Below are 13187 nucleotides of genomic sequence, written 5' to 3'. Positions count from 1 at the left end.
GGTTGAAATACTACTACTTTTTTTGACGAATAAATATAAAATCTCCACCCTTTCCGTCATCACCAACGTTGTAAATAATACCGTACTGAGGCTGTTGCTTAATTCCTGAAAACCCAGGATTGGACTCCAGTGCCTGTAATATCTGAAAATACAGGTAACTTCCCTGTAAATAAGGGAGAGGGGATTGCCGTAGGTTTTCGACCAGAAGCTGGGCAAAAATGCTTTGATCGGGTACTTCTTCTTTAGCTCCACTGGTTAAAGCGTGACGACTGCGGGTGGTTTGATACCGCTCAGCCACTTTTGCGTTCAAAATCTCACCCGCCGTTTTTGTTGATCGGTTGGTCTGAAAAAGAGTGCCGCTGAAGCACGCATCTACAACCACTAATAGGTGTCGGCATTTGATTACCCTGAGCTTCGTTACAATATCGTTGTTGCTCACCCATTCGGCATCGGACTCCCGCTCGGCATCCACAGGTAACCAGTAACCCGCCTTACTTTCCTCGTCCCAATGGCCATGCCCTGCGTAATAAATCAGAACATTATCTTTTTCCGTTACTTTTCTTCGCAATTGTTCAAAAGCATGCAGCAAACTAGCCCGGTTAGGATTGGTCAGTAACTGAACATTTTCCGGTTCAAACGTATAGTTACTCAGCAATACTTCCTTAAGCATGGTCGCGTCAGCAATAGGATAACTCAAAGGATTCAGCCCTTTACTAACCTGATAGTCATTAATTCCAATCAGTAAAGCATAATAGTTTCCTTCAATAGTTTTAGAAATAGTTCCTACGGGAGCGTCTCCTATTTCTGTACCTCTCGGTGCCAGGGGATAGGGTTTCACATCTGCATTAACATCTTCTGAAACAATAGTTAAAACGATGAAATAAATCGTTTTCCCATTCAAATATTTACCAATCGTTTCAACGCGACTATGGCCTTTTACTAACGTTGTTCTAAAGGTTTTATCCCTACGTTGGCTATGGCTACCGGAATCTACAAAGCCAAATTGTTGGACTAAATCTCTTCTCATTTTAAAAACCTGAGTCGGGTTTTCGATCACAAAAGTTAAACGTGGACTTCCCTCACAGTACGTAATGCTTTCATTCCATTCTCCCTCATTCCCCTGCATGGTTCTTTTAAATTCAATGCAAAGTTTATGCGTTTCAGAATTGATAAATGCCTTTTCGTATACAAAACCCAGGTCTGCAATTATTCCTTCTCTGTTTACACCTTTGGCTAGACTGATTTCAAATAGGTCATTCCACCTTAAATAACCCACCTGAGCATTCGCCTTTGTAATTAGACCGACTGCAATAAAAAACAATAAATATCGTCTAATAAATTCCGTTTTGCAATGTTCAAACCTCATACTCTTAATTCTCTTCTGATGCTCCTCGTTAATGTAAGGAATAGGCAACGGTAGCCTAAGGACTTAAATAATTCAAGTTTATTAGCAAGATAAATTCATTCTTAATGATAGTTACCAAACACGCCTATATATTGATAGTATTGTATTATTTATATTCTAATAATTTTATAAATCATATATTCAAAATAAAACTAATCTTAATTTTAAAACAAACTTTTTGCTTATTAAGGCACCTTTTTAAAAATAAACTAATATTATATTACTGTCACTATTGATTATTTACATAAAATATAAATACTATTTTCAAAACCAATCTCTTGCAAATGATCTCTTAACCAAGATTTATTCACCACCTGTTGCAGGCTTTTGTTCAAATTCGTAAAATTTCTCCCTTGATATATTATAATGTTATATCTTTCCTTTCTATGGGGGTTAAATAGGTTAGTCAGTAATGTTTCAGACTTACGTTCGAGCTCCACTTGTTCACTACATGTACAATAGTTCTGTTTAAAATTGAATTGATGTATTAGTTGCTCCTGAGTGATAGGCTTATCCCTGTAGTTAATATAAATAATTAATCTTTTTGTATTGATTACAGAAATAAGCCCAAGATCTGCATATATATCTATTCGCATGAGCTTCGATAACTGATCTGTTTTTTTTTCCTGAAAATCAAAACCTGGTTGTGTCTTTAGTTTTGCCGTTTCCTGGCATTCATACTTTTTATGTTTAACCCAGGGGTCGGCATTAGTACCATACCCTTTTTTTGCTTTGACAATGGGTTGTTCTAATTCTACTTTATAACCTACCATTTCATCAGCATCCATTTCTGTCTGTTTTATTTCTTCTCCGTTTCCCCTAAAAAGTATAGGTACATCGTCACTATTACCAATCAATTGCAGTTCAACCCGGCGGTTCTTACTGCGGCCTTTTTGCGTATGGTTGGATGCAAGGGGAACTGCAGACCCAAATCCTCTCGTGCTTAATTGCAATGGCATTATTCCTTTGGTAATTAAAAAGTGTCTTACCATTACTGCTCGACTAGTAGAAAGAGCCTTATTCTTTTGAGGCTCCCCCGTATTATCCGTATGCCCCTCCAGAACCAACTTCGCTTTAGGAATCTGTTTAAAATAGCATGATACAGCCGTTAGATATACTTGGGCAGAAGCGGTTAATTGATTCGCTCCGTATTCAAATTCGATATTTTTTAAATGTATGGCTTTATTCTTAACCGTTTCTTCACGATCCTTTTCCATAGCCTTCATGATCCCCAATAATTCTTTATCAGAAGTATCCTGAGTAAAGCCCTTCGGGCCTGTTAAAAAATAAATCATTAATGCGAAGAAAGCAGGTATTTTTTTCATATTCGAACAGAGTAATGCTAACATTATCTGTTTTGCTCAACAGATCATCAAACACCTTTTCATTGAATACCACACTTGAAAGGTAATTGGCGGATTAGTCATTTTCTAGATTTGCACATAGGTCTTTAAAGAGATTCTGTTTATAAAAACCACTTTGCCTTCTGTTAGTGGTAATTTGAAAAAGTAACCCCTTAAACCGAAAGTATTAACTGACTCATTATATTATACGCAAGCATTTCAAATGATTAGACTGGCCCCAGCCAAAGGCCGGGGCAGTCAGGATTCGGGTGTTAAATGAGCAGATAATCTTTAGGTATAGGTGGAATTTTACAATTCCCATCATCAATGTATACTCCATAACCTAATATAGCAGCACAATTACAGTTAGGAATATCATTAATGATGGGCATCAATAAATACTAAGGTTGAAGTCTAGGAGAGCAAACGGAATAAATACAGTTTTTACAACTTGATGGGCAACAAACAGTAGGATCATTTGGCTACTTTATTAAGGCCTTTCGGCGGTGACCTTTATAAAATGGTGAGTAATGGAATTTCAGTAATCCACTTGCGTTAGAGATTACCCATCAACCAGTTTCAAAGAGAGTTAAACATCTATCATAACAGAAAAAAGCATAATAATCTTATCCAGATCTCAATAGCTAAACATTAGCTTCACCTATCAGAATCACGTCTTCAATAGTACTATGCTTCAGTCTGTTACAACATATCGTGAGTTGGAAAGTATTGCGAATCTTTAGTCTTTAATTTCAAATCCTGTCCTTTGCCTGGTTACCGCCTATGGCGATAAGCAGTACCCTAAGCGAAGCAAAATTGACCTTTGAAGATTATTAAACCAACCCCTAAAAATAGGGGGTATTTCGCAGATCACTCATTTTATGAATAGCATGAGCCTATTAGAGATACTATTTCTAAATTAATCATATACAAAATAAAAATATGACAACAATTACCCCTTATTCATCTCATACCCTCGACAGATCGTTACATTTATAATCATTTATCAACGTCCTTAAGACCCATCAGTAAAGAGATTGTCCTAGATGGAACAAGCGATATAATCACTATTCTTTGTACAGAATATTCATTCGTAAATCCAGTATTATATCGTCTAACCATACCTGTGTAATGAAGGATATTTACCAAATGAATGGAAACAATTTCCAGGTATGTTTTTGATAGTCAGTGTATTTTTCTCCAAAAATGCTAATTAAAAACTTCTCTTCAATTGAAACACGATAGACGTATGATCCCGTAATAAGGATCAGAATAATCATTGTACTCCAAAAGCCTTGTAAAGTCACACCCGTTGCTACCAGAAATAGCCATGCTCCTGTGTAACTAGGGTGTCTTAAATAGCTATAAGGCCCCGTTTTTATTAACGTTGGGGTGATCTTTCCAACGGTATTCGTAAAGTTTTCTTTAAGTTCTCGAATGGCTATGTATCGAAAGGTCAAGCCCGTAATCATACCCATAAGTCCCAGATAGAATGCATAATTATTTTCCTGAAAATCAGGCATATTTCTTATAAAAATCCAGTCTATCATCAAAACCCATTGCCCTAGCCAGCTGGTTACTAAAAGAATAATCATTGAACCTCGGTCCTTCGTGTTTTCAAAATCTGCTTTGGTGATAGTTGGCTGGGTTATCAACAGCATTGCACATCCGACGACTACTGGTATTAGTTGCCAAGTAGTTAAGCTTAAGTCGTGATTACGTAGGAAATAAATCAAAACAGGCAAGCCATAAAAGAGCAATAAAGTGAAGGCTACTTTAAAGTAATTTTTCATTGAGCGTAGAGATTTAGGGCCGAGTTTTTTCAGCCCGTGTAGTGTTGGCTACCAGGATTAAAAAAGTAAAATGGAGAAGTAGGGAAACTTATCGGCTGAGGCCTTCAGCCATCATTTGGAAAGTCACTGCAATGAAGTAGAGATTTTCATTCTTTGGGTAAGTACCGAGGTAGGGAAGATTTTCAAGAAAACTGCCTTCTTTTCTGTCATTAAGGCAAGTAGGAATGGTTTCGAACTGGAATGACTTCCGCAGGGTCCGTCCTAAAGCCGTTCGGACAATGGCAACGAATCCCGATAAATTCCAGCGTTTTCCGTAATACAAAAAAGCTTTTTGTATCAAAAGAAGTACTTCAGGAGGGGCCTGAGGCTCAATTGCCAAGCGTCCATACTCTACGGTGCGGTTCCAGTCGAGCGGTAATGAAGATTTGTGAAAATCTACCTGAAAAAGATCTTCTCCCGGAAAAATTCCATTCGTAGGAACATAAGAGATGCCGTACCGAGAAGCTTGTTATTCTGGTCATATACCACCAGCACTTTCGTACGGTAGCGTTGACTCGTATGCAATTTACTGGCTTCAATCTGGTGGGTCTCCCAGTAACGCCGCTCCACCAGTGCGTAAGCTTCTGAGATTTCCTTTTTGTTTCGTGCGAGTCTGGCTCTCATGATTGTAGTGTTTTTCTAATTCACTACTGAATCGGGACGACTGCACTGAAACGTCAGGTGAAAATTTCCTTTTCTAAAAAATATTTCATAATTATCTATAAATCAGAATTATAGCTGTATTATTTTTTCCTGGCCGGGATGATTTCAAAAACAAAGGACGCTGTTCCTAACTGATCTAAGGACATTTCATCGGGTTTACTTCCACGAAAATTCGACCGAAAAAGCTTCTGATAAGGATGGTCAGATTCTTGTTCTGGGATATTGCCCCGATTAAGTACAGCCATTCGTAAGTCAAAGGGCTGGGAGGCCATCAATAGCTTGTACATTTCGATACCATAAGGCGGGGAAATCGTTTCAATTGGGTAATGAAGTGTTTGTTGCGGCTTAAGGTAAAGCCCTTCCTTGCCCCATCCTTTTCCCGGTAGAAGAACCGATGTTTTACCCTGAGGCTCAATATCGATCAGGTTGAAGTAAAAAGCCGTCTTGCCCGTATTAGTGATGCTCAGCCAACCCTGATCCTGCGTGGAAAAAATAGGGTAACCACCCGAAGCTGTTCGTTTTTCTACAACTTTGTAGTTGCCCTTTTCGTCTTTTTCCAGACGAACGGGTACGAGTTCGAGTTTTGCCTGAAAAGAATTCGAAGACTGGAGGGTTAACTCCCGCAACAATTTCGCCTGAATGTAATTTTGCAGGGCCTCTTCCGTTTTATAAACCCATTGGTCGTTCAACGGCAACTTTTGCCAAACCTCTGCATCCTGCTGGTGAATGATGAAAAGAGTATCCCTTTGTTCTTTTACCAGAACCTCCGCAGAATCGCTAACCCACACCAAGGCCTTATTATGCTCAAGTCTCTGATAAAGAGTACGTTGCCGATTCTCTGACAACTTCGTTTTGAGGAAAAGCTGCCAGTTATCCAAAGCTTTTGAGTATTCATAAACTTTGTAGAAATCCATTGAAGAAGTAGGAAGTGGCTGCTTTAAACGAACCTTGGACTGAAAAGCACTACTCTCTATTACTTCTCCTTCCAGATCGTCGTCGCCTCGAGGGCTATCAACCGAACGTAATCGAACTTTCGCTCCCTTGAACAAGCCCGAAAGTGTTCCTGCCGCCACCGTTACTTGGGTACGAAACTGGTCAACAAATCCAGTTATAGAATAAAATGTCGGACGAGTAACCCCCATCCCACCCAGAACCAATTCTTCGGAATCTCCCTCTAACTGAGGCGTTTGACCCGGGGCCTTTTGGGCCATAATGGTTGAAATTACTTCGAAAAAAACACGATAAACCGTCCCTTTTTCCAACTGTTCGAAAGCTTTACTAATGGCATAGCTTAGCGACCCTATTTTCTTGCCTTCGTCATCTTTGGTTTCGTAATTAGGCTGCGTTGATTTCGCTCCGCTGATAAATACAAGCTTACCTAAGCCTCGCCCCGAGCGGCTTTCAAACAAACCCGAGCCATTTTCGGTGGAAAGAAAATCGCTGGTCATCCCACTTTCCCCCCTCACTTGCGACTCTCCGCGAGAGGCCGTTCCCGAATGGCAGGAATCCAGAAACAGCACCACTTGCCCAGACGAACCTACCTTTTCCCGCAAACGATCCAGCCAGGTGCCTAATTCATCATCCCTCAGGTGAAGCATCCCCGAGTAAGAGGCATCAAAACGCTTAGGAGCGTCGTAAGGTACCAGGCATTCGTCTTTGCCATCGGCTTCGTCACCCGTATCGTCCTTTAACTGACAGCCGTGCCCAGAATAATGAATTACTAACTTGTCCCCCGGCTGGGCCTGATTATAAAGCTGTTGCAGGGATTGAGTAATGCCTTTTCGAGTAGCCTGAGCGTTGATACAGGTCAGGATACTGACAAATTCCTGACGTTGCAAGGTCTCTGTCAGTACCAGCCGATCGCGATCTGCATTTAAGGGAGCCCAATTCTTGTCCGCGTAATGAGCAATAGTAATAAGTAGGGCTTTTTTGGATGGATTTTTCGCCAAACTCCAGGATGCTGAACCCAGAAAGAGCCATCCGAACACCCAGAGGCGGTGAAGAATCAAGCTTTTTGCCATAGCTTCCCTATAAAGATTCCAGCATTTTCCGGGCAGAAGATTGGTAAGAATGTTGCTTATTACCAGCCATTCGCTTTAATAAATCAAGAGCATTTTCCCGCTGATGATTTAATAAATACGCTAACGTCAGATACCATTCCGTTCTTTCTTTGAGCATTCCTACGGGTTCTTTGCTTAACACCTTTTTGAAATCTGAAATAGCAGCTTCTTCATTTTTCAGGGCCAAATTAGCCAGACCGTGATAGTATAAGGCACAACTCAGCTTTAATCTCGATTGGGTCAAACGTAGCGTTTGTTCGAATAAGCCGTTGTAATACGACTGACGAATGGACGCAGGTAAATCACTACAGAAAACACCTTGGTCATCCCCACGCTTTCGGCTTCGGGTTGGTAATAAGCTTCAAACACCTGATCCTGCCGATACGCACGAACCTGCATCAGCATAACGTAACCTATTCCCAGAAGTACTACCAGTGAAGCCACAAGCCACGCATAACGCTTCATGGATTTCAAGGATCGCACGGGCGTTGCATCCTCGTGATTACCCTCCTTTTCAACGGTCGGGCTTATTTGCTGAACCTGGTATTCCAAACTCAATTCTTCCAGTCCCCGATGAAGACGCTGATAGGTGTCTAATCGTTTACGTAGCTCTGGCTCCTGTTGTAGCCTTTGCTCAAAGTCCTCACGTTCAGACTTTAGCATCTGGTTTTTCACATAAGCCTCAATATCTCTCTGGTCAAAATCAAATGCCATTATACGCTAAAATTAGTGATGTCATTAGTCCGTTTATCTATTACCAGCCTCGTTGAACCAAAATGCTTCGCAGTTGTTCCTGACAGCCCCGGTAGGAGTTTTTGGCATGCCCTTTAGAAATGGAGATTCGTTCGGCCACTTCCTCCCAGGAACACCCATGAATATCCCTTTCAATGATGATACTCTGACAGGGCTGGCCTAGCTGTTTTAAAGCATCTTCTACAAATGCTTTTGTATCATCTACCGACTCTTCCGTCAATTCCGGGAAATCACCGGTTGGTTTTCGGGTACGGAGTATATCAATCCAACCATGCACCATCATCGGATGAATATAAACTAATATCGTAGCTTTCTCTGGCCCCTGATAACTTCCCCGCTCAATGGCATCCATGAATTTATGCAGGACTTTAGTGAGTAACGTGTCCGTATCATCCCGAATATCAACTGGGCTATTATTCGAAACATGGCGATAAAATTTATAATAGACCAGTTTTATAAACTCTTCAATAGCAGCATTATACTGCCTTCGAATTAGTCCTAATTCCTTTCTTAGTTGAGTATAATCATTCAGTTTAAGTATAGCCACTAATTGCTGTAATTGAGTATCATTTGGAAAACGTAAAAGTGCTTCCTGCGTTTTTTCTTTCGCTAATAAAATCGTCTTCTCCTGAAATCGTTGTTCGAGTTTTTGCAACCATTCCATTCTTTCTTCGACGGTAATAGTAGCCTGTACTAAAGCCTCATCAGCCCGAGTCCAGATTAATGCATAATCAATCGATAACTCCGACAAACGATTCTGTTCCAGTCGATTATTACTAAGCCAGTCGGCAAATACCGTTGCTTTTTCTTCAGAAATAGGGATTGATTGAAAAGCCCTTCCCAGAAAAAGACCTCGATACATTCGTAGTTCCTTTGAAAGACCGTCGCTGGGTTTTAAGTACATAGAGCTAACCATTAATTCATTCCGATACTATTTTACTTAAAAAAAATTAAGTACCACTATTCATTACATCATTCTTTTTAAATAAATCATCGGATTAACTTCCTAAAAGTGGACAAACAGTTTGTAGAATTTAGGAAGCTATTTACACTGGCTCAGGCTTTTTAAAATTACATCAGAAATTGCCGCAAATTTGAAAACATTATTGCCATGAGCCATCAACAACAAGTAGAACATATGAAAGAATTAGCCCGCCAACTCAGCTGCCCCGACGGCGAAGAAGGAATTAAAACGGGTGAACATATGAACATTAACAACGCCTTCATGACCTCCCTTACCATTGATTCGCTGGAGTTGCTTCCGGGTCAGAACGTATTGGAAATTGGACCGGGTAATGGGAGGCACGTCAATTATTTACTCGAAAAATACCCTCATGTTACCTATCGGGGCGTGGACATTTCGGAAACCATGGTAAGCGAAGCCCGGCGACTTGTTCGTTCAAATCAGGCTCATTTTCAGTTAATTGATGGAGAAAAATTACCCTTTGCTGACGCGAGCTTTGATGCTCTTTATACCGTGAATACCCTTTATTTCTGGAAAGAACCCCTGGCTTATGCTCAGGAAATGGCTCGGTGCCTAAAACCTGGCGGTACGCTACTCCTGGCTTTTGCGGTGAAAGAATTCATGGAACATTTACCTTTTACCCAACACGGCTTTGAGCTTTATGAAGAAGAAACGGCAGTAGAGCTTTTACAAGAAGCTGGTTTTCAGATCGTAACTACGAATCAGCAAACGGAAGAAATTTTGAGTAATGCCGGACACCCGGTTGTGCGTACCTTTGTACTTATTACCGCTCAAAAGTAAATCTCCGTTATGGCTTACCCCTTTGCCGCCCTCGTTGGGCAGGAACCCCTGAAACTGGCTTTATTACTCTGTGCTATCAATCCCGGCATTGGCGGTATTTTGATTCAGGGCGACAAGGGAACGGCTAAAAGCACCGCGGCCCGCGGGCTGGCTGAGTTAATGCCATCCCTGCAACGCGTGGCTCAGTCTCGTTACAATGCCTCCCCCGAGGAGTTACTCGAATGCTGTGAAGCATGCCAGCTGAATCCTGGTTCTTTCGAAGTCGTTCCGGTTCCTTTTGTTACGCTTCCCCTCGGAGCTACGGAGGACCGGGTTTTGGGACATCTGGATTTGGAAAGTGTTCTCAATGAAAAGCGGAAGAAACTACAACCCGGCCTGTTGGCCACGGCTCACCGGGGCATTTTATACATTGATGAGGTAAACTTGCTGTCGGACCATCTGGTAGATGTGCTGCTTGACGTAGCCGCGATGGGAGTGAATACCGTTCAACGCGATGGTTTGTCGATTAGTCACCCATCGCGGTTTATGCTCATCGGCACGATGAATCCCGAAGAGGGTAATCTTCGGCCTCAGTTTCTGGATCGTTTTGGATTAATGGTAGACGTGCAGGCCCCAACGGATGTCAACGAACGAACCGAAGTCATTCGCCGCCGCATCGCCTATGAAACAAACCCCAAAGCGTTCATCGATACATGGACTGCCGAACAAACGAACCTAACGCAACAAATCGAGCGGGCCCGACAGTTGTTACCTTTGGTAGCTATGCCAGAAGGATTATTAACCCTCATCAGTCAACTTTGCACCCAACTAAATGTCAGCAGTTTACGGGCCGATATTGTTCTTTACAAAACGGCGTTGACCTTAGCCGCTTACCATAACCGGACTACCGTTACGGCTGATGATGTCAAACAGGCTGCCGAATTGGTATTACCGCACCGCCGCCGCAAAAAACCGTTTGAACCGAATCACTGGAATAACTCGGAGCTGGATGAGTTAATGAATCAGTTACCGCCACCACCGGAAGAAACAGGGAATAACGATACCCGCGAAAATAACCCCGCAGATTCCACGGATTCCGATTCTTCCGAAGAAGTTTTTGACAGTGCACCGGTGGCTTCTTTGCCCTCTTTGCAAGTCGAAGATTTTCGAATGAACGCTTCGGCGGGGCGACGCAGCGTTACGGAAAACAGTAACCGGGGCTTTGTGACGCAAACCATCGCCAATGCCCAGACCAAAGATTTAGCCATTCAGGCCAGCGTTCAGCAGGCTATCATCCGTAATCCTGATCATTTTTCCTTACAAAAAGAGGATCTTCAGGCAAACGTCCGAAGTGGCAAAACCGGACATCTGATTGTTTTCGTAGTGGATGCCTCGGGTTCAATGGCGGCTAGTCGTCGGATGGAAGCCGTGAAGGGAAGCGTCCTGAGTTTATTAACTGATGCTTATCAGCGTCGGGACACGGTAGCCGTCATTGCTTTTCGGGGCGTAGAAGCTCAGTTGGTACTTGAACCTACCCAAAGCGTCGAGCGGGCCGAAACGGCTCTACGGGCTTTGCCCACTGGCGGACGAACGCCATTACCTCAAGCGTTACAACTGGCCCAGAACTTACTGAATCAGCGGAAAGAAAACCCCTTACTGATTATTTTGAGCGATGGCAAAGCAAACGTTCCGCTACCCGGCGGCGGCGATGCCTGGCAGCAATCCCTGGAAATCGCTCAATCCCTGCGACAGGTACCCACCCTCGTGCTGGACACCGATACGGATTACCTGCGGCTCGGCAAAGCCAGCGAACTGGCGGCGGCGTTGGGAGCGGATTGCGTATCGCTGGAAGCATTATCCGCCGAAACCCTGACCCGAACCATTGTTAAGCAACTCCAATAAATGAATCGCGTGCATTCATCTCTTCGACCTATTATGTTTGTGGGGACGGCTTCTGACGTAGGCAAGAGCATCATTACCGCCGGATTTTGCCGGATTTTTAAACAGGATGGTTATGCTCCCGCCCCATTTAAGGCTCAGAACATGTCCCTGAACAGTTATGCCACGCCAGAGGGGCATGAAATGGGCCGGGCTCAGGCCGTGCAGGCAGAGGCTGCGGGTATTCCCTGCCATACGGATATGAACCCGGTACTACTCAAACCTACCACCGATCAGCGTTCGCAGGTGATTTTGAACGGTAAACCCGTAGGCTCTCAGTCGGCATACGAGTATTTCCGCACGACCGACCGAACGGAGCTGTTTGCCTCGGTAACCCAGGCTTTTGACCGATTATCCCGTCGTTATTCTCCCATCGTTATGGAGGGGGCAGGCAGTATTTCGGAGCTTAATTTAAAACATCGGGATATTACTAATCTTCGCATGGCTCAGCACGCTGGGGCGGCCACTTACTTAATCGGTGATATTGATCGTGGTGGCTTATTCGGCTCCGTTTACGGAACCATTGCTCTTCTGACACCCGAGGAACGGACCTGCATGAAAGGCATCATCGTCAATAAATTTCGCGGCGACGCCCGACTTTTTGAGGATGGAAAACAAATGCTCGAAGAACTCACGGGCTTACCTGTCGTGGGAATACTACCTTATTTTCGGGATATATTCATTGAAGCCGAAGACTCCGTTTCGCTGGAATTGAAACAGCGAAACCCTACGAAAAATAAGGTCAATGTCGCGGTGATTCTACTACCCCGCCTTTCAAACTTTACCGATTTTGATCGACTGGAAAAAGACTCCCGCGTCCACCTGTTTTACACCCACCGCCCGGCTGACCTTGAGCAATCGGACCTCATTATTCTGCCCGGTAGTAAGAATACAATTGAAGATTTACTTTTCCTGAAAAACAACGGCATGGCCGAAGCTATTATTAAGGCTCATAAATCGGGAAAAACGGTGATTGGCATTTGTGGAGGATACCAGATGCTCGGCGAACAAATTGAAGATCCTTTGCACATAGAATCGACTGTCGATTCTATTCCGGGTCTCGGACTTTTGCCCGTTCGCACAGTGTTACAGGCCACGAAAACCACGCTTCAGCGACAGTTTCGTTTCCGGGCCTCGGAAGAACGTTGCCTGGGCTACGAAATTCACATGGGGGAAACTTACGTAAATGGCGAAAGTCAGCCCTTAACCCAGTTCGATTCGGGTGAAAGCGAGGGTTATTACCTAGACGAGACCTGCTGGGGTAGTTACCTGCACGGTATTCTGGATAATCAAGTCGTAGTCGATTCGCTACTTTCCCGCTTTACATCGGCGGAGGTAACCCCTTTCGATTATGCTGCCTACAAGGAAGAACAATACGATAAGCTCGCCGATATGATTCGGACGAATGTTGATTTAGAATTGATTTACAGTCATTTAAAAAAGTAAGGT

12 protein-coding genes are annotated in these 13187 nt (G+C 43.1%); 3 read left to right on the top strand and 9 right to left on the bottom strand.

Translation table 11 applies throughout. From position 1 onward, the window contains the following. Window positions 1-13 precede the first annotated feature (13 nt). From BWI96_RS07900 to BWI96_RS07860, 9 genes are all read right to left on the bottom strand, one after another. Window positions 14-1126, bottom strand: a complete 1113-nt coding sequence (locus BWI96_RS07900) for a caspase family protein (RefSeq protein ID WP_157830263.1) — start codon at window positions 1124-1126, stop codon at window positions 14-16. 515 nt (window positions 1127-1641) lie between these two features. Beyond that, complete coding sequence (locus tag BWI96_RS07895; protein WP_157830262.1) at window positions 1642-2730, bottom strand: OmpA family protein; 1089 nt, start codon at window positions 2728-2730, stop codon at window positions 1642-1644. A gap of 1160 nt (window positions 2731-3890) precedes the next feature. Beyond that, window positions 3891-4541 carry an isoprenylcysteine carboxylmethyltransferase family protein gene (locus BWI96_RS07890; protein ID WP_106636117.1) on the bottom strand — a complete coding sequence of 217 codons (651 nt, stop codon included), beginning with the start codon at window positions 4539-4541 and terminating at the stop codon, window positions 3891-3893. Window positions 4542-4629: 88 nt separating this feature from the next. Beyond that, window positions 4630-4920 carry a hypothetical protein gene (locus BWI96_RS07885; protein WP_106636116.1) on the bottom strand — a complete coding sequence of 97 codons (291 nt, stop codon included), beginning with the start codon at window positions 4918-4920 and terminating at the stop codon, window positions 4630-4632. Window positions 4921-4976: 56 nt separating this feature from the next. Then, the gene (locus BWI96_RS07880; RefSeq protein WP_106636115.1) at window positions 4977-5204 is read right to left on the bottom strand and encodes a hypothetical protein; all 228 of its coding nucleotides are present in this window, start codon (window positions 5202-5204) and stop codon (window positions 4977-4979) included. Window positions 5205-5323: 119 nt separating this feature from the next. Beyond that, window positions 5324-7264 (bottom strand): caspase family protein, encoded by a 1941-nt coding sequence (locus tag BWI96_RS07875; RefSeq protein ID WP_106636114.1) that lies wholly within the window; start codon window positions 7262-7264, stop codon window positions 5324-5326. 7 nt (window positions 7265-7271) lie between these two features. Then, window positions 7272-7547 (bottom strand): hypothetical protein, encoded by a 276-nt coding sequence (locus tag BWI96_RS07870; protein WP_106636113.1) that lies wholly within the window; start codon window positions 7545-7547, stop codon window positions 7272-7274. Beyond that, on the bottom strand, window positions 7544-8017 hold the full coding sequence (locus BWI96_RS07865) for a hypothetical protein (protein ID WP_106636112.1): 474 nt from the start codon (window positions 8015-8017) through the stop codon (window positions 7544-7546). Before BWI96_RS07865 ends, BWI96_RS07870 begins: the two co-directional genes overlap by 4 nt. Window positions 8018-8057: 40 nt before the next feature. Beyond that, entirely contained in the window at window positions 8058-8960 is a 903-nt protein-coding gene (locus BWI96_RS07860) for an RNA polymerase sigma factor (RefSeq protein ID WP_198555182.1), read from the bottom strand. 207 nt (window positions 8961-9167) lie between these two features. On the opposite strand from BWI96_RS07860, the gene BWI96_RS07855 reads away from it, so the two are divergent. Genes BWI96_RS07855 through BWI96_RS07845 form a run of 3 tightly spaced genes read left to right on the top strand, consistent with a single transcriptional unit; the run spans window position 9168 to window position 13184 of the window. Next, entirely contained in the window at window positions 9168-9821 is a 654-nt protein-coding gene (locus BWI96_RS07855) for a class I SAM-dependent methyltransferase (RefSeq protein ID WP_106636110.1), read from the top strand. 9 nt (window positions 9822-9830) lie between these two features. Beyond that, on the top strand, window positions 9831-11702 hold the full coding sequence (locus BWI96_RS07850) for a magnesium chelatase subunit D family protein (protein WP_106636109.1): 1872 nt from the start codon (window positions 9831-9833) through the stop codon (window positions 11700-11702). A gap of 9 nt (window positions 11703-11711) precedes the next feature. After that, a complete protein-coding gene (locus tag BWI96_RS07845; protein WP_106636167.1) occupies window positions 11712-13184 on the top strand; it encodes a cobyric acid synthase in 1473 nt (490 codons plus the stop codon). The last annotated feature ends 3 nt before the right edge of the window (window positions 13185-13187 follow it).

It is taken from the genome of Siphonobacter sp. SORGH_AS_0500, from assembly GCF_002838835.1.
Taxonomy (GTDB): domain Bacteria; phylum Bacteroidota; class Bacteroidia; order Cytophagales; family Spirosomataceae; genus Siphonobacter.
This window is presented reverse-complemented; position numbering and strand designations above follow the sequence as displayed.